This window comes from Pseudomonas spelaei, from assembly GCF_009724245.1.
Taxonomy (GTDB): domain Bacteria; phylum Pseudomonadota; class Gammaproteobacteria; order Pseudomonadales; family Pseudomonadaceae; genus Aquipseudomonas; species Aquipseudomonas spelaei.
Genome location: NZ_WNNK01000016.1, coordinates 131186 through 148992 on the forward strand (window position 1 = coordinate 131186; position 17807 = coordinate 148992).

Consider the following 17807-nt stretch of genomic DNA (forward strand, 5'->3'; position numbering starts at 1 on the left):
AAGATGTCGAGAAACGGTCCTTTGGCCCTGGGGTTTCACGCCCTGGTGGTGCTGTTCATGATGGCGCCGCTGGTGGTGGTGTGCCTGGTGGCCTTCACCCCGGAAAACACCTTGAGCCTGCCCACCTCGGGCTTTTCCCTGCGCTGGTTCCATGCAGTGTTCGAGCGGGCCGATTTTATCCACGCCTTCTATAACAGCCTGGTCCTGGCCTTTGTCGCCGCCACCTTGGCGACACTGATCGCCGTGCCCGCGGCCTTGGCCATCAGCCGGTATCAATTTCCCGGCCGTGATTTTTTCAGTGCGCTGTTCCTTTCGCCCATCATCATTCCGCACTTGGTGCTCGGGGTGGCGATGCTAAGGCTGTTTGCATTGATGGGGGTCAATGGCAGCTTCACCTGGCTGATGCTGGCCCACGTGGTGATCATCACGCCGTATGTGCTGCGCCTGGTATTGGCCGCTGCCATCGGCATCGACCGTAGCGCCGAGCAGGCGGCCGAATCCCTCGGCGCGAACCGCTTCACCCTGTTCCGCCAGATCACCCTGCCGATGATTCTTCCCGGCGTGGCCGGTGGCTGGTTGCTGGCGTTCATCAACAGTTTCGATGAAGTCACCCTGTCGATTTTTGTCAGTTCGCCGGCCACGCAAACCTTGCCGGTGCGCATGTACGTGTACGCCACCGAGTCCATCGACCCAATGATGGCGGCGGTGTCGGCACTGGTGATTGCCTTGACGGCCGCCGCGATGATTCTGCTCGACCGGGTCTACGGCCTGGACCGGGTACTGGTGGGGAAACATTGATGGCGTTGTTCAAACGATTGGCTGAGACCGAGCGTCCGACCCTGGCTTTTACCCTCGACGGACAGCCCGCCACGGGCTTACTGGGCGATACCCTGCTGACGGCGGTACTGACCTGCGCAGAGCACCTGCGGGGCAGTGATTTCAGTGCCGAACGACGGGCCGGTTTTTGCCTGATGGGCGCCTGCCAGGATTGCTGGGTGCGCCTGGAAGATGGCCGGCGGGTGCGTGCCTGTTCAACGTTGCTGGAAGAGGGCCAGGCGATTCGCCGTGATCCGGGGCGCCAGGTATGAAGACGGTGGTGATTGTCGGGGCCGGACCTGCCGGTATCAGCGCTGCACGCACGTTACTTGATTACGGTGTGACGCCGTGCTTGGTGGACGAGAGCCTGTGCGGCGGCGGGCAGATTTATCGCCGCCAACCAGCCAACTTCCAGCGCTCGGCCAAGCAGCTATATGGCTTCGAAGCAGGCAAGGCAGTCGCGACGCATCGCATGCTGGATGAACTGGCACCGCTGATTGATTACCGCCCGCAGACGCTGGTGTGGAACGCCGAAAACACTCGGTTGGACACCCTCAGTAACGGCCACGCCGACAGTATCGAGTACTCAAAAATCATCGTCGCCACCGGCGCCACCGACCGCATCCTGCCGGTACCGGGCTGGACCTTGCCCGGGGTCTACAGCCTGGGCGCCGCGCAGATAGCCTTGAAGTATCAGGGCTGTGCCATCGGTGAACAGGTGGCGTTCTGCGGCAGCGGACCGTTGCTGTACCTGGTGGCGTATCAATACGCCAAGGCCGGGGCCAAGGTCGTAGCGGTGCTCGACAGTGCGCCCTTCAGCGCCCAATGCCGTGCCCTGCCAGCCCTGCTCGGCCAACCGCTGACCCTGGCCAAAGGCATGTATTACCGCGCCTGGCTGACCGCCCATGGTATCCCGGTGCACCAGGGCGCAACCCTGGAGCGGATTGACGGTGAGCAACGGGTCACGGGCATTCATTGGAACCTGCAGACGTTGGCCTGTGACGCCGTCGCCTTTGCCCATGCCCTGCGCAGCGAAACCCAACTGGCTGACCTGCTGGGCTGTGAGTTCGCCTGGAATGAATTGAACCGTGCCTGGCTGCCAACCCGCGACGCGGCGGGACGCAGCAGTGTCGAAGGTGTTTACCTCGCAGGCGACGGCGCCGGCATCATGGGCGCCGATGCCGCGCAAATGGCAGGAGAACGAGCAGCGCTGGCGGTGCTGGAAGACCTGGGCGTGGCCCTGGATCACCGCCGCGGCCCCGTTCTGGAACAGCAACTGGCGAGCATCCAACGCTTTCGTCATGGGCTGGAAACCGCATTTCCCTTTCCCGAGAGCTGGGCGGAGGATGCGCCGGATGAGTTGATCTTGTGCCGCTGCGAAGAAGTCAGCGTGGGCGATGTACGCGCGGTGGTGGACGAAGGCCACTGGGAGCTGAATCGGGTGAAAGCTCATTGTCGGGTCGGCATGGGACGCTGCCAGGGCCGGATGTGTGGATTGGCGGCGGTGGAAATCGTCGCCCAACGCAGTGGCCGGCCGTTGGAGAGCATTGGCCGGTTACGCGGCCAGGCACCAATCAAGCCGCTGCCGTTTGGCGTTGAGGTGCAACCATGATCGACAGTGACGTCATCGTCCTCGGCGGCGGGATCGTCGGTGCCTCGGCGGCGCTGATACTCGCGCAAAAAGGTCAACGCGTGGTACTGCTGGAGCGGGACTTCTGTGGTTCCCATTCCAGCGGCGTCAACTATGGCGGCGTGCGCCGTCAGGGCCGCCCGTTGCATCAGCTGGCGCTGTCGCAACGGGCGCATCAGCTGTGGGCAGACTTGCCGGGGTTGATTGGCATTGATGGGGAGTACGTGCGCTCCGGGCATCTTAAGTTGGCGCGCAGCCACACCGACCTGGCCGCCCTGCACGCTTACGCCGAGGTCAGCCGTGGGTTTGGTCTGGATTTGCAACTGCTCGACCATGCCCAACTGCGAGCGCGTTTTCCCTGGGTTGGCGATGTAGCGATCGGCGCATCGTTGTGCCCCGAAGACGGCCACGCCAATCCACGATTGGTGTCACCGGCCTTCGCACGCGCGGCACAACGCCTTGGCGCACAGGTCTTCGAACAGTCTGAAGTGAGCCATATCGAACACGACAGCCGCCTGTTCCAGGTGCGCTGCGTCAACGGCTTGCACCTGCAAGCGCCCTGGTTGCTGAACTGCGCCGGCGCCTGGGCCGGCACCGTGGCTGCGCAGTTTGGCGAGCCGGTGCCCATGCATTCGGCGCACCCGGCAATGCTGGTAACCGAGCCGCTGCCAAGGGTGATGGACGTCAGCACCGGCGTTGAAGGCGGCGGGATCTATGCACGGCAAGTGGCGCGCGGCAATTGCATCCTCGGTGGCGGTCGCGGCTTTGCCCTCGGCCCGCAACAGGCCCGACCAGGGCAAGCAGCCGTGCTGGAAATACTGCGCAACGCCGCCGAGTTGTATCCGTTCCTCAAAGGTGCCCAGGCCATCCGCACCTGGAGCGGCACCGAAGGTTACTTGCCCGATCACGAACCGGTGATTGGCAACAGTTGCACCCAACCTGGCCTGCTTCACGGTTTCGGCTTTGCCGGGGCCGGGTTCCAGCTCGGTCCCGCCGTCGGTGAAGCCCTGGCAGAGCTGGTCTGCCATGGCGCCAGCCGACAACCTATCGAAGCGTTTTCCATCCGTCGTTTCCAAGCCTGAGAGGAAAAACATCCATGAATCCACGTATTGCGCTGTCCTGCCTGTCCCTCGCCCTGCTCACCTCGACAGCCCACGCTGCGCCGACGCTGTACCTGGGCATGAACGGCGGCACCATGGAACGGGTCTACGCCGATAAGGTGCTGCCCGCGTTCGAGAAGGCCAACAACGTCAAGGTGGTGATCGTCCCCGGCACCTCCTCGGACATCCTGGCCAAAGTCCAGGCCAACAAGGACAACCCACAGATGCACGTGATGTTCCTTGACGACGGCATCATGTACCGCGCCATCTCCATGGGCCTGTGCGAGAAGCTTGCGGCCAGTCCGACCCTCGAACAGATCCCGGCCAAGGCCAGGATCAAGGACGAAGCGGTCGCCGTGACCCTCGGCGTCACTGGTCTGGGTTATAACGCCAGGATGTTCAAGGAGAAAGGCTGGAGTGCGCCGACGTCATGGATGGACCTGGCCGACCCACGCTTCAAGGACAAGGTAGTGTTCCAGTCCCTGGCCTCCTCGACGTTCGGTTTGCATGGGTTCTTGATGTTCAACCGGATCCAGGGCGGCGATGAAACCAACGTCGAACCGGGTTTCAAGGCCTGGCCAAAAACGGTCGGGCCCAATGTGCTGGAGTACATCGCCAGCTCGGCGAAAATCTCGGAAATGGTGCAGACCGATGAAGCGGCGATCTTTCCCCTGACGCCGACTCAGGTGGCGACCCAGAAGCTGCTGGGCGTGCCGATGGAGTATGCGCAGCCCAAGGAAGGCGCGGTGGTACTGAATGTGGCCGAATGCGTGATTGCCCGTAATGACCAGCCTGCACTGGCTCAAAAGCTGGCGGAGTATCTGCTGACCACCGAGGCACAGGCGCCGGCGTTGGAGTTGGGTGATCAGATTCCATCGAATCCTGGTACCCCGACTACCGATAAAACCCGGGAGCGGGTGGAGGCGATGAATCGTTATCTGGAGACGGCGATTTCGATTGATTGGGATCAGGTGAATCAGGCGCGGCCGGAGTGGAATGCGCGGTGGAGTCGGTCGATTGAGCGGTAGGACTGGAAAGGTCAGATAACCTCGCCAGCCTGGACGCTATCTTTGCCGAATTGACAAAGATAGCGAGCCCCACAAACACCAACCCGATCGCCATGAATTGCGCCAAGCTCAGCCACTCATCAAAAAACAGCCAGGATGTGAGTATCCCCGACACCGGCACCATCAATGACAACGGCGCAACCGTGGATGCCGGGTACTTTTTCATCAGGTTATTCCAGACCAGATACCCGCCGATAGTCGTGATGTAGCACTGGAAAAAGATCGAGAACCCTGCGCCCCACGTGAAGTCCAGCAGCAGACTCCGGAACGGCTTCAGACCTTCGAACCAAAGCGTCAGCAGCAGAATCACCGGGACGGAAAACAGGCTGGACCAGACGATAAAGGCGATCATGTTTCCAGGCTGCTTGACCTTGATGATTACATTACACAGCGACCAGGCAACGGCCGCCAGCAGCACCAGCAAGATCCCTTGCGTGGTCGAGACCTTGTCCGACAGTTGCAGGATCATCAACAGCCCCACGCCTGCGAACACCATCCCGACGATATGAACCCGGCTTACCCGCTCGTTGAGAAACAGCCCACTCATGACAATGGTAAAAAACGCGCTGAACTGCAGGAACACCGAAGACATCCCCGCTGACAGGCCGTTGTGCATGGCAATGTTCACCACACCCCAGAGCCCTGCGCCGAAAAGCACGCCGTAAGTGACCAACGTGCAATAGGAAACACCTTTTGGCCGCTTGATAAAAAACACCAACGGTATGGCACAAAAGGTAAATCGCAACAGCGTCAGTAAAAACGGGTCCAGAGACTCAAGCCCCAGGCCAATCACCGAGAAGTTGGCCCCCCAGATGACCGTCACCAACACCCCCGCCAACAAGTCCTTCTTGCTCAGATTCACACAGGCTCCCCTTGCGGTGCCAACACCGTTGGTTTGATGCCGTAGTAGACAAAGTTGTCGAAGTCTTCGTGACGGTAGGTGTCATGTCGCTCGTAGTAGTTGTACACCACCGAGAGCTTTTGCTCGGTCAGCGTCGGCTCGCTGTCGTGCAGGGATTTGCGGCCCTGCATGATCAGGAGCGAGCCTTTCTTGGCGAAGATGTGCCTGTGCTCGGTCCAGGGCGCTTTCTTGCTTGGGTGGGAGCGCTCGATCTGCATGCGCAAAGGTGCTTCCTGATTGGTGGTCAGGAACAGCAGGACGGTAATACCGTTGGTGTCGTAATGCAGGCCCAGGGTGCCGCCACCGGGCGGGTAGGCTTTGATATTAATATCGGAAAGGGGGTAAGGCGAAACCACCGTGTCGGTATGGGTGACAAGACTCACCAACGGTACCAGCGCATGGTAGATCGCGCTTAACTCAGGCAGATGTTGCCTGATGTCATCGCCCTTGAAGATCTGGTGGTTGTATTCGCCCCCCAGATCCGAGACGGCATCTGTTCCCAGGCTTTGGTGTTTGACCCAGTCGACCCCCTCCCCCGCGATGATGCGATTGACCCGCGCGGCCAGTGAGTCACACAGGTCTTCAGGTATCAGACCATCGATGACCGTGGCCAGGTTGTAAAAGTAGTCATGCCGGTATTGATTGATGTCGAACATTTCTTCCTCCCTGGACAGAAAATGAAGCGACATGAGCAAGCCTTGCCTTGTCGCTGATTCAGGCGGGGCGCAATCTACTAGAAAGGTTTCAGCACCAGTAACTGGCCGTACGGCCAGTTGTAAATCATGGAAGAAGGTGCATGAAAAACAGGCTTCATCTTTTCTTCCAATCAAGCAGCTTTATTAAACAGGGCGTGGTTAAAGCATCTCCCTCACCCGATACCACAACATCCCCAACGCCAACAACGGCGAACGCAGCGCCTTCCCCCCCGGAAAAGTCATGTGCGGCACCTGACTGAAGATATTCAACCCTCGGCTGTGCCCGGCATGAATCCCTTCCGCCAACAACCGCGCACACCAATGCGTGACGTTAAGCCCATGCCCCGAATACCCTTGGGCATAAAACACATTCGGGTACTGCTTCAACCGCCCGACCTGCGGAAACCGGTTAGCCGTAATGCCAATCTTCCCACCCCACTGAAACTCGATGGCGGTATCCGCCAACTGCGGAAAAACCTTGAGCATCTTCGGCCGCATATACGCCGCAATGTCGGCAGGATCACGTCCCGAATAGTGGCAAGCCCCCCCAAACAACAGGCGCCGATCCGCTGACAGCCGGTAGTAATCCAGCCCGACCTTCTGATCACACAGCGCCAGGTTCTGCGGGATCAGCCGGCTCGCCACCTCATCCGACAGCGGCTCGGTAGCGATGATGTAACTACCCGCTGGCAGCACCTTACCGCTCAAGCGTGGCTCCAACTCTTCCAGATGCGCATTGCACGCCAGCACCAGACTGCCGGCACGCACGGTGCCAGAGGCGCAACGCACCTGCACCGTATCACCATGGATCAGTTCCAATACCGGGCTGTCTTCAAAGATCCGCACCCCCAGGGATTCGGCAGCGCAGGCCTCCCCCAGCACCAGATTCAACGGATGCAAATGCCCGGAGCCCATGTCCACCAGGCCACCGGCATACAGCCCGGAACCCACCACCTGCGCCATGTCCTGCGGCCCCACCAATCGGGTTTCATGGGCATAACCCATGGCCGCCAGGCTTTCCTGTTCGCCCTGGAACGCCGCGAACTGCGATGGGGTATTGGCCAGTTCGCAAAAGCCCCAGCGCAGATCACAGTCGATACCCTGTTCGCGGATACGCTCGCCCACCACCGCCACCGAATCGATGCCAGCCTGTTGCAGGTAACGTACGCCCTCCTCGCCCACGTACTTGGCAAAGCCCGACACGTCATGGCCAATACCGCGAATCAACTGCCCGCCGTTGCGCCCGCTGGCGCCCCAGCCAATGCGCCGGGCCTCCAGCAGGATCACTGACAGACCGCGCTGGGCCAACTCGATCGCAGTGTTCACTCCGGTAAAACCGCCACCGATTACGCAGACATCGGCGCTCAGTTCTCCCGCCAAAGGCTCACGCCTGGGCATCGCGTTGGCGGTCGCTGCGTAATAGGACCGGGCGTGTTCATTTACATGGCTTTGCTGATTCATTTGTTGGACTTCACTTTGCTCCAGGAGCGCGTCATCAACCGCATGACCGCCGGGGTGGGCGTGGTGGAAATATAGAGCTTGTCGAGGACTTCCTGGGACGGGTACACCTCAGGGTTGTTCACCAGCTCCGGGGCCATGAAGGCCTTGGCCGCCGGGTTCGGGTTGGCGTAGCCGACATAGGTACTGACCTTGGCGATCACCTCGGGCTCCAGCAGGTAGTTGATAAAGGCATGCGCTTCTTTCGGGTTGGCCGCGTCGGCCGGGATGGCCAGCAGGTCGAACCACAGATTGCTGCCTTCCTTGGGGATCGAGTAGGCAATATTGACCCCGTTCTTGGCTTCCTTGGCGCGGTTGGCTGCCTGGAACACATCGCCGGAGTAACCGAAAGCTACGCAGATATCACCGTTGGCCAGGTCCGAGATGTACTTGGACGAATGGAAATAGGTGATGTACGGCCGCAGGGTCAACAGCTTGGCTTCGGCTTTTTCGTAGTCCTTGGGATCGGAGCTGCGCGGATCCATGCCCATGTAATTGAGGATCGCCGGGAACGCTTCATCCGCCGAGTCGAGGAAAGCCACGCCGCACTGGTGGAGCTTTTTCAGGTTCTCGGGCTCGAACAGCACCGCCCACGAATCGATATGGTCGATGCCCAGCACTTGCTTGATCTTGTCGACGTTGTAGCCGATGCCGTTGGTCCCCCACAGGTACGGCACCGAATGCACGTTGCCAGGGTCATTTTGCTCCAGCAACTTGAGCAATTTCGGATCGAGGTTCTTGAAGTTGGGCAACTGCGAGCGGTCCAGCTTCAGGAACGCCCCGGCCTTCACCTGGCGCGCCAGGAAGTGGTTAGACGGCACCACTACGTCATAGCCCGTGCGCCCGGCCAGTAGCTTGCCTTCCAGGGTTTCGTTGGAGTCGAACACGTCGTAGATCACTTTGATCCCGGTCTTGGCCTGGAAGTCGGCCAACGTGGTGTCACCGATGTAGTCGGTCCAGTTGTAGACACTGACCGTCTGTGCGGCCTGGCTCGTGGCGCTGAACAACACCGCCAAGGTCAGCGGGAGAAGCTTTTTCACAAGACGCATATCGACACCCCTTTTGCATGATTGTTGTTATGAATAAACCGCCCAGGCCGCTGCCAAGGCAGAGGCAGAGGCAGAGGCTGCGATGGGCTGTAGCCGCTGCCGAGGCACGAGGCTGCGATGCGTGTCCGCAGGACCGCCCTCGGGGGTCGCTGCGCAACCCATCGCAGCCTCGTACCTCGGCAGCGGCTACAACGGCAACGGCAGCGGCAGCGGCAGCGGCAGCGGTACAGCCCGTCACGACATCAGACGCTCAACAACAGGAATTCGCGCTCCCACGAGCTGATCACCCGTTTGAAGTTTTCATGTTCGGCACGCTTGACCGCCACGTAGCCACGCACAAACTTCTCCCCCAAATACTGTTTAACGGTCTCGCACTCTTCCATCCGCGCCAGGGCGTCTTCGATGGTGATGGGCAAACGCAGGTTGCGCCGCTCATAAGCACGGCCTTCCACCGGAGCACTGGGCTCGATGTGTTCGATCATCCCCAGATAACCGCACAACAGGCTGGCGGCGATGGCCAGGTACGGGTTGGCGTCGGCACCCGGCAAGCGGTTTTCCACACGCATGGCGTCGGGACTGGAGGTCGGTACGCGCAGGCCGACGGTGCGGTTTTCTTCGCCCCATTCAACGTTGACCGGCGCCGAGGTGTCCGGCAGGAAGCGGCGGAACGAGTTCACGTTGGGCGCAAACATCGGCAGCAGCTTGGGGATGTACTTCTGCAGGCCGCCGATGTGATGCAAGAACAGCTGGCTCATCTTGCCGTCCGCGTCGACAAACACCGGTTTGCCGGTGGCAATGTCCACCACACTCTGGTGCAGGTGCATGGCGCTGCCTGGCTCGTCGGCCACCGGCTTGGCCATGAAGGTCGCAGCCACGTTGTGCTTCAGCGCGGCTTCGCGCAGGGTGCGCTTGAACACGGTGATCTGGTCGGCCAGGTCGAGGGCGTCGCCGTGGCGGAAGTTGATTTCCATCTGCGCCGGGCCGTCCTCATGGATCAGCGTGTCGAGGTCCAGGTTCTGCGCTTCGCACCAGTCGTAGACGTCTTCGAACAACGGGTCGAATTCGTTGGCAGCGTCGATGGAGAATGACTGACGGCCACTTTCCGCGCGACCGGAACGGCCCAGCGGGGTTTTCAGCGGCAGGTCCGGGTCTTCGCAGCGCTGGGTCAGGTAGAACTCCATTTCCGGCGCGACAATCGGCTGCCAACCCTGCTCGGTATAAAGCTGCAAGACCTTCTTCAGCACATTGCGCGGCGACAGTTCGATGGGGTTGCCCTGCTTGTCGAACGTGTCGTGGATCACGATGGCGGTAGGTTCAATGGCCCAAGGCACCACATACGTTGCGTTGGCCACCGGGCGGCAAATCATATCGATATCGGCCGGGTCCAGCAGGTCGTAGTAGATGTCGTCGTCGACAAAGTCCCCGGTTACCGTTTGCAGCAACACACTTTCCGGCAGGCGCATGCCTCGCTCATGCAGGAACTTGTTGGTGGGCGAAATCTTGCCGCGTGCGATGCCAGTCAGGTCACTGATCACGCATTCGACTTCGGTAATCTTGTGTTCTTTCAGCCAGGCGGACAGCTGATCGAAGGGGGCGTTCATAAGAACCTCGTCATGGGTTTGGAAAGCGCCGGCGGTTCGGCCAGGTTCGACGACCCACTTCCCCCGCAGCGCATTGAGGTCTATCTTGGGCCAGCCGTGTGACGGCATCTATCCACTTTGCGCCACCCAAAACGCACCAATAGAGTGCGCCCAGGTTACCCATGACACAGGCAGCCCCCTTGCGTGTACAGGCCTTCGCCACCGGCGATGTAGCCGCTCAATGCAATGCCACACCCGGCTGGGTCCAGCAGTATCAGCAAATGTCCCCGGGGCATTTTGCCGGGCTGATCCGCTACCTCGACCTGCAAGGTGTCGAGGTCTACGAAGAGTGCATGAACACTCGGGTGGAACAGAACTTCAACGCGCCGCCGGGCTCCCTGACGTTCTGTTTTGATGGCAGCGACAACGCGCTGTACATGCTCAATGGCGAAAGCCGCAACACCTGGATTACCCCGGAAAACTACCGGGAAGTGGCAGTGGTGTTCGGCCCGCAGTTCGTCCAGCGTCATGGTTTGGATGTGGCAACACTCGAAGGGCTGTTCATGGCCCCCCTCACCTCCCTGCAAAACGCCCTGTTCAGCCGTTGGCTCAGCGGGACGTTGACGCGCTTGTCAGAAGTCGTCGACCCGCCCAGCCGTGACGCCCTGACCCAACAGTTACTCGACGATTGCCTGTTTATCCTCGACAACGCCTGCGTATGCCTGGACCCAGGTTCATTGCAGCGGCGCACCGATGAACGAACGCTCATGGCCCGTATCGGTGAATGGGCGGCGGATGTGCCGGATGAAACCGTCAACCTGCTGGAATTGGCACGCATCGCCGGCGTGCCGTTGCGCCAATTGCAGCATGGGTTCAAGACTTACACCGGCATGAGCCCGGCGCAGTGGTTGCGGTTGCGTCGCTTGAACAGCGCGCGCCGGGAGTTGCTCAACCCACCGTCTGCCGAGACCACGGTGGCCGAGGTGGCGATGAATTGGTCGTTCTGGCATCTGGGGCGGTTTTCCCACAGTTATCGGGCGTTGTTCAAGGAACTGCCGAGCGAAACCTTGAAGCGGCATCAGAAGCCACGGTGTTGATCGCTCCCACACCATATGGCAACAACAATCCAGGCACCGATGTCCCCACAGCGCAGCGCAACAGGAAATACCCGGTGCCGGCCACCCCCAGCATCAACCCCAGCGAATGCCCTTGGGCAACCCCCAGCCCGCTGCGCCATTGCCCGCCCTCCTCGACCAGCCCTCGTTGAGCCACCTGCCGAGCGCACTCGGCCCAGGTCGGCTCTCCCAGCACGTCAGCACCCGCCAACAAAATATCGGCATTACCCGCCGGGCCATGACACAAGGTATAGCTGCTGCCGGCCTGGGAGACATCGCCGCGCAAGTCCGTCTCGATGCTTTGCAAGGCTCGGCGAGCGACGTCCCGATGCTTCGTTTCACCGGTCAACTGCCACAGCGCCAGCCGCGACAGGGCAATGCCCGGAGCACCGTGACACCAGGCCATGCCGCAATGGGTCGGGCGGTCATCCAGGCGTTGGGCATCTTCGGCAAACAGATAGGGCCAGTTGCCCTGCTCGGGCAAGAACCAATGGGCCTCATAGGCCACGGCCTGTTCCACCGCCTCGGACCAACAGGTGTCAGAGCTCTGCCGGGCGAGTTGGGCAAACGCCAGGGCAATCCCGGCATTGCCGTGGGACAAACCGCACAGCCCCAGGCGCCCCTCATGCTCAGGCCAATGCCAACCGCATGCTGTACGCCGAGCCTGACGCAGCAGGCGTCGACCCAGGACCTCGGCGGTGCTGAGGCTCTGGTCTGCCAGTGTCGGGGCCTGCCGCGCCAGGCCCAGCAGACCAATGATCGCACCGGCCAAGCCGTGCATCAGGTCCACAGGCTGATCGTCCTGGGGCAACAGGGCCAAGCGCTGCAACAACCCATCGGCGGCGTGCACGTAATCCTCCATCAACGAACTATTACCCAGGCGCCGTGCCAGCCATAGCCCCTGGGTCACAGTGCCCACGCGGCCTTCGTAGAGGCTCAGCAGATGGGCGGTCGGCTGCGACAGTGCATGACGCAAGGCACCGGCTGCGGTGTCAACAAAAGCAGGCTCCGCGCTCTGCTCCGCCAGCAATGTCAGGAAGGCCGCAACGCCCAGGGTGCCGTCATACAAGCTGGCGTTCATGCTGCGAGCGAACGCCGTCAACGCGCCACCCGCATCATCGGCATCGTCGGTAATCCAGGTGCAACGGTCCCCTAGCCACAAGGCTTCGGCACACAAGGAATGACCAATACGAACGGCCTCCTGCAGGCAATCAGACAACGGCTTCGTTATCGCCGCTGGCACCTCACGCCCTCCTGCAAAGCGCAGTTGCCGCAAGCCGAAGCGGTCTTCGGGATCCTCCTCCAGATGCGGCTGTTGCCAATCAATGCCTTGCTCTTCGAACCGCCGCTCGATTGCCTCGATCGCATCAGGTGCAGTGGTAGCGTCCAGCAGGCCCAGGGCCAACGCCCGGCAGCGGCTTTCACCAAAGCTGCGCCCATCGGCCGGGTCCTGGGCAAATCCCAGGCCGGGCTGCAGTGGTTGCGCCCATAACGGCACTGGCCCACGCAGCCGCTGACGCAGCCATTGGCTGTATCGACCCAGCAGGCGGTGCACCTGATGGGCCTGGCGCGCGGCGACATACAGCACCACCGCGTCGTGGCGTAACCACTCGGTGCTGTCGCTTGGGTATTTGAGCAGGTAGGGCAGACAGGCTTGATCCAGTGCGTGGCTGAGGGTTTGCACCACCTCGCCGAGTTGCGCAGGCGCTGGCGCCAGGTAGTAACGCACCAGGCAATCGTCGTTGCAGGCATCGGCCGGCGCGTGGCCGAACAGGTAGACAAAGGCCGGATCCAGTTGGGTGGTCCAGGCTGCTCGCTGGAGACTGACCTGGTGCCCACGAATAGCCCGGGCCGGCACGCCCTCGAACAAGTACTCACCCGGCTCCACGCGGCACGCCACCGTACCCCGTTGCACCGCCAGCGCTCCGTCGCCCAGTTGCTCAAGCACCCGCCAGGGCCCGGATTGTCGGGACGCCGCTGGCGTCGGGTACCAGACGGGTTGCGGGCTTTCGTCCCGCACCAGCCCCGCATAGTAGTGACGGTACAGATAGTCTTGCAGGCGCGTGATCCGCGGGTCGTCGTGATAACCGCCGGCACCGGCGCTCAAGGCCAGGGCGGCCCGCGGGAAGCGCCGGCCGTCCATGGACAGCGTGCCTTCGGCATCGCAGTGCAGGGTTTCCAGGGCTGTGCGCAGGCACAACCACCAGGCTTGCGGTGCATCGCTCAAGGCACTCATACAACCTCCAGCCATTGTTGTGCAGCCAATTGCGGGGCCACCAACAGATTGCGCGCCAGTTGCAGCAGCAAGGTGTGGGTGGCACTCAGCTCGGTCTCATCGACAAGGTCTTCGTACAGGGTTTGCAACAAGCGCGCGCCACACAACGCCATCAGGCGTTCGGCACCTGGCGCCGGCACGGGTTGATAACTGCGCCAAACCTGGGCGAGTGCCCGCTGGTAGGGGCCGAAATCTTCGGCGGCTTGTGCGACCGCATCGTCACCGTCGGCCATCCAGGGTTGGCGGTCCATCCAGTTCTTGAGCCAGGATTGGCAAAGGCCTGCCAGGTCCCACAGAGGATCACCGCGGTCGGCCATTTCCCAATCGATAAACACACAATATTCGCCCTGCAACAGGCAGTTTTGCCACTTCATATCACCGTGAATCAGTTGCGACCTGGGCCAGGTGAGGGCCAATGCATCCAGCGCCGCCATGCACTCCTGCCGAGACTGGACCAACGCCACCAGGCGAGCCTGGCCCCAGCTCTGATCCTCGCCGGCCAGGGGGTACAGGCGATCCAGGCGGATGACCCACGGTACGTTCCCTGGCAGGTCATCGCAGGCAATATCGGTCAGCCCCTGGTGCAAGCGAGCCAAGGTTTGCCCCAACTGGTTGGCCACCTGCAAGTCGGGAACACCGTTGTTGATCGCCACTTCATGAGCGCCGTGGGCCGGTGTCAGCCAATCCACCACCAGGGCTTGGCGATGGACGTCGTAAAAACGCAGGGTGGGCACGCAGTCGTGCAACCCGGGTTGTTCATTGAGACGCTGCAATACTTCAGCTTCGTGGGCGACGCTGGAACGCTTCTCCCAGGGACCCGCGTCGGGCTGATGCTGTTTGACGTAGTAGCCCTGGCCGCTTGGCCAGGTGACGCTGAAACCCCGATTGCGCTGACTGTGACTGCGAATGGCAATGGGCTGCTCCATCAGGCTGCGCGTATCGAGCAGTCCGTTATTCACCAAAAAAATCGCCGTGTTGTGCCGGGTCAGAATCATTGCTCGCCCTCGAGTAGAAAGACCACGCAGCAGCGTTGCGCTGCCCCGTGGTCACGGGTGAACGCCTCAGTCAGGCGCCCTTGCAGCATGGGTTGCGGGTGGGTTTGCAGGTCTTCGTCGTAGTGCCCTGGACGCCGCCATCACCGCCATCTTCGACACCTTTGCAGCACGGATTACGAGTGGGCTTGCAGGTCTTGGCCGTGGTGCCCTGGACAGCAGCCGTGTCGTCCACCAGTTCCTCGTTCGCCTTGCAGCAAGGGTTGCGGGTCGGTTTGCAGGTTTTGGTCTGGGTACCGCCAGGGGCATCTACGCCCTTGGTACCCGGAGCAGCGGCGTCTTCTCCCGGTGGCTTGCAGCAAGGATTACGCGTCGGTTTGCAGGTCTTGGTCTGGGTACCACCGGGGGCATCTACGTCCTTGGTGCCCGGAGCAGCGGCGTCTTCTCCAGGTGGTTTGCAGCACGGATTACGGGTCGGCTTGCAGGTCTTGGCCTGAGTATTGGCCTCGCCGCCGCCCGCTCCCCCGCCCGAACCTGCACCGCCGCCACCGCCGCCGGCACTTTTAGTACCGGGCGCTGCTTGCAGGCCATCCGGGTAGTATTGGTTGAGAATATCGCCGCTCAACAGACCGGCAATGCCGCCCGTGACGGACGGTCCTGATTGTGGCTGTGATGTAATCATGACAACTCCTTTTCTCTTGTTTAGTACAACGGTTCACTCAGGGTGATCACATGCCCCCAGCGGTTCACGCCGGGGGTATCGGGCGACTCGCCAGGACAGGTTTCAGACAGCATCGAGACCTTGCGCGACAGCGGACAACCGCACAGCCCACAGACGCCCAGTTCCGAGCGGGTGGCCTGTAACAGGCTGGCTCCCGGAGCCCGTCGATGAGGGCATTGCCGGCAGGCTTCGCTGCGCTGCTCGCGCTCCACCGGATCGGTGGTGGAAAAGCCGGTCCGGGCCCAGGTCAGCAACGACCGGCTGCCGCGCTGGATCAGCTCGGCCGTCGCGTGCTGGTCCTTGGGGCGCACGCCCTTGGGTGGGGACGCCAGCAACATCTGCAGCATCTGCGGAGTACGTCGACTGGCCAGCAGGCTCCTGGCGTAGCTGTCGCTCGCCAAGGCCGCCCGCAGCACCGCCTCGCTGACCGGCTCCGGCAAGCCCAACACCTGGGCAAACTCGGCGCGCATCTGGCTTTCGGACTGTGCAGTGTCCAGGGACAACACCGTCATGGCGTCCCTCCTACGGTCACGCTGGATGCATCGGGGTCCAGTGTTGAGCCGTTGTCCGAGCGAATGTCCTGCACGGCTAATATCGCTTGACCGGCAGGTTTGAAACGTTCGTCTATGATCAGCCAGACTTGCCATGGCACGTTGCTGTCCATCTGCACCAATGCTACCGGCAACGGGCTCTCATCAGCCGTCAACCGATAGTTCGCCGGGACCTTGGCGCTGAGCGGGTTCAAGCGGTGACTGAAGTTCACCAGTACCGCTAGGGCACCTTCGTAAGTGGTCCACGTCGCACTTTCCAACTTGAGGGACTCGGCAACAGGCCCTCCGGCGCAAGGCGGCAGCGGCATGCCGATGATCGCAGCATCCATGCTTTCCAGACGGCAGGGTATGGACGGTGTCGAACACATCTCATGGCCAACTCGGTTGGCTGGCTCAATCAAGGCAAAGAGCTTCTTGATCTGCATAAACCCCGGGTTCACCCACTCGCCCCAACTGCCATAGAACACAGTTTGCAGCACCTCATTGGTGCCAAAGTAATCAGCAAGCCCAGTGCACGTCAGACCTGAGTCGTCGGTATAGGAAACCTTCACAAAACGCCCGACCCCCTGGGCCATGATCAGCGCCAACCCTTGTTTATACATATCCTTCAGGCGTAACAGTTGCCCGGAGATATAGACAGTGTCCTGGCCATAAGCATTGAAGGCGAACATGTTGGGGTGAACATCCTCCCAGTTCAGGAAGAAGTTGATATCGGGATAGAACGTCTTGAACAGTTTCTTCAGGTAGCCGAACTCTGCCACCAAAAAAGTTTCCCCCATGCTTCGAAACGTACCGTTAACGGCCACATCGACAGCCTGCTTTTGAGTTATATAAGGAGAAGCGCCATAAGGGACCACAGACACGCTGTTGATCAGTTCATCCATGGTCAGGAATGCTTCGTTGGCGATTTCCCGAGCCTGAGCACTCAGTTGCGCATTGCCCGAGCTGCCCTTGAGAGTTTTGGCATAGGCCGTAGAGCCGATGCGTGGAAGACTCCCGTGGCCTTTGACAAATCGCTTGGCTAGCGCGTCATCATCCTGCATCGCGGTGACCATGTGCTCACCGGCAATCACGCCATTGGTTTCCAGATACCGTTCAACGAAGTTTTCGCTGGAAAAATCCTGGGTGCTCAAGGCATGAAAGCCCAGGGTGTATTTGCCCAGTAACACCGCCGTCAGCTTCACCGGATTGCCGTCACGGTCCACCAGTTGATCGTCAAGTGTCAGGCGGTCCGCCGACTTGAGACTGCCGTTGGACAGTAACATCGGTTGATCAAGGGTCACCGTCAGCTCCCCCAGGTCACCGTATTGCAACAGTACCGCCGGTTGAAAAGGAGCAGGCACCATTCCATCCGAGAAGGTCACTGTGCGGGACTCCCAATTAAACTTGGGCTTGCCATCGACCACCTCCACCGTGGTGGTCAGCACTGGCTCATTCGTCTGGATAGTCTCGACGATCTTGTACTGATTCGGAGCCACCGTAATTCGTGTCCCCCAAGCGAAGCAGGAACAGCAGCAATAACAGGCCTGCCACGACCAATCCTTATTGGCATCACGCAGGGCCTGGCACTCGTCCTGGGTGATATTTTTGCGTTCCTTGGTCGTCTTGTTGTAGCAGTTGTAGGTTTCTACGGGAAAGTTGCCACCCATGGGTGTGCAGTCCTTGATGGGCGTACCATCCCAGTTTTTGCACTTGCACCAGCGAGCCATGGTTGAACTCTGGCGGTAGCTTTCGCAATGGGTCACTGCGCACAGGGATTGGCCCGGTTCCAAGTTTTCTTTGCATTGATCAGTCACCTTGATCTCCTTTCAAAGTCGT

Annotated in this window: 15 protein-coding genes and 1 pseudogene; 6 read left to right on the forward strand and 10 right to left on the reverse strand. The window is 60.9% G+C overall.

The window, feature by feature from the left end; translation table 11 throughout:
- Nucleotides 1–3: 3 nt before the first annotated feature.
- From GNF76_RS19070 to GNF76_RS29610, 5 genes are read left to right on the forward strand one after another with little or no spacing between them, the layout of a single operon-like run.
- Nucleotides 4–798, forward strand: coding sequence for an ABC transporter permease (locus GNF76_RS19070; RefSeq protein ID WP_155584674.1), 795 nt, complete (start codon nucleotides 4–6; stop codon nucleotides 796–798).
- Nucleotides 798–1088 carry a (2Fe-2S)-binding protein gene (locus GNF76_RS19075; protein ID WP_155584675.1) on the forward strand — a complete coding sequence of 97 codons (291 nt, stop codon included), beginning with the start codon at nucleotides 798–800 and terminating at the stop codon, nucleotides 1086–1088. Before GNF76_RS19070 ends, GNF76_RS19075 begins: the two co-directional genes overlap by 1 nt.
- Nucleotides 1085–2428 (forward strand): FAD/NAD(P)-dependent oxidoreductase, encoded by a 1344-nt coding sequence (locus GNF76_RS19080; RefSeq protein ID WP_155584676.1) that lies wholly within the window; start codon nucleotides 1085–1087, stop codon nucleotides 2426–2428. The genes GNF76_RS19075 and GNF76_RS19080 overlap by 4 nt, the downstream gene beginning before the upstream one ends.
- The gene (locus tag GNF76_RS19085; protein WP_155584677.1) at nucleotides 2425–3528 is read left to right on the forward strand and encodes an NAD(P)/FAD-dependent oxidoreductase; all 1104 of its coding nucleotides are present in this window, start codon (nucleotides 2425–2427) and stop codon (nucleotides 3526–3528) included. Before GNF76_RS19080 ends, GNF76_RS19085 begins: the two co-directional genes overlap by 4 nt.
- 14 nt (nucleotides 3529–3542) lie before the next feature.
- Nucleotides 3543–4574 (forward strand): ABC transporter substrate-binding protein, encoded by a 1032-nt coding sequence (locus GNF76_RS29610; protein ID WP_155584678.1) that lies wholly within the window; start codon nucleotides 3543–3545, stop codon nucleotides 4572–4574.
- A gap of 67 nt (nucleotides 4575–4641) precedes the next feature.
- Here GNF76_RS29610 and GNF76_RS19095 read toward each other — a convergent pair.
- From GNF76_RS19095 to GNF76_RS19115, 5 genes and pseudogenes are all read right to left on the reverse strand, one after another.
- Nucleotides 4642–5475 (reverse strand): annotated as a pseudogene (locus GNF76_RS19095) (EamA family transporter); the annotation flags it as partial.
- Nucleotides 5472–6170, reverse strand: a complete 699-nt coding sequence (locus tag GNF76_RS19100; RefSeq protein ID WP_155584680.1) for a hypothetical protein — start codon at nucleotides 6168–6170, stop codon at nucleotides 5472–5474. The pseudogene GNF76_RS19095 and the gene GNF76_RS19100, both read right to left, overlap by 4 nt.
- A gap of 198 nt (nucleotides 6171–6368) precedes the next feature.
- Entirely contained in the window at nucleotides 6369–7670 is a 1302-nt protein-coding gene (locus tag GNF76_RS19105; protein WP_155584681.1) for an NAD(P)/FAD-dependent oxidoreductase, read from the reverse strand.
- Nucleotides 7667–8755 carry a polyamine ABC transporter substrate-binding protein gene (locus GNF76_RS19110; protein WP_155584682.1) on the reverse strand — a complete coding sequence of 363 codons (1089 nt, stop codon included), beginning with the start codon at nucleotides 8753–8755 and terminating at the stop codon, nucleotides 7667–7669. Before GNF76_RS19110 ends, GNF76_RS19105 begins: the two co-directional genes overlap by 4 nt.
- Nucleotides 8756–8997: 242 nt before the next feature.
- A complete protein-coding gene (locus tag GNF76_RS19115) occupies nucleotides 8998–10356 on the reverse strand; it encodes a glutamine synthetase family protein (RefSeq protein ID WP_155584683.1) in 1359 nt (452 codons plus the stop codon).
- A gap of 161 nt (nucleotides 10357–10517) precedes the next feature.
- Here GNF76_RS19115 and GNF76_RS19120 point away from each other — a divergent pair, with 161 nt between their 5' ends.
- Complete coding sequence (locus tag GNF76_RS19120; protein WP_155584684.1) at nucleotides 10518–11432, forward strand: helix-turn-helix domain-containing protein; 915 nt, start codon at nucleotides 10518–10520, stop codon at nucleotides 11430–11432.
- Here GNF76_RS19120 and GNF76_RS19125 read toward each other — a convergent pair.
- The 5 genes from GNF76_RS19125 to GNF76_RS19145 form a co-directional block, all read right to left on the reverse strand.
- A complete protein-coding gene (locus GNF76_RS19125) occupies nucleotides 11380–13686 on the reverse strand; it encodes a lanthionine synthetase LanC family protein (protein WP_178123406.1) in 2307 nt (768 codons plus the stop codon). The two genes, GNF76_RS19120 and GNF76_RS19125, sit on opposite strands and share 53 nt — an antisense overlap.
- On the reverse strand, nucleotides 13683–14720 hold the full coding sequence (locus tag GNF76_RS19130; protein ID WP_155584686.1) for a phosphotransferase family protein: 1038 nt from the start codon (nucleotides 14718–14720) through the stop codon (nucleotides 13683–13685). The genes GNF76_RS19125 and GNF76_RS19130 overlap by 4 nt, the downstream gene beginning before the upstream one ends.
- A 70-nt stretch (nucleotides 14721–14790) precedes the next feature.
- Nucleotides 14791–15399: a hypothetical protein gene (locus tag GNF76_RS19135; RefSeq protein WP_155584687.1), complete on the reverse strand. Its 609-nt coding sequence runs from the start codon at nucleotides 15397–15399 to the stop codon at nucleotides 14791–14793.
- A gap of 20 nt (nucleotides 15400–15419) precedes the next feature.
- Nucleotides 15420–15950 (reverse strand): hypothetical protein, encoded by a 531-nt coding sequence (locus tag GNF76_RS19140; RefSeq protein WP_155584688.1) that lies wholly within the window; start codon nucleotides 15948–15950, stop codon nucleotides 15420–15422.
- Nucleotides 15947–17785 (reverse strand): hypothetical protein, encoded by a 1839-nt coding sequence (locus GNF76_RS19145; protein WP_155584689.1) that lies wholly within the window; start codon nucleotides 17783–17785, stop codon nucleotides 15947–15949. Before GNF76_RS19145 ends, GNF76_RS19140 begins: the two co-directional genes overlap by 4 nt.
- Between the last annotated feature and the right edge of the window lie 22 nt (nucleotides 17786–17807).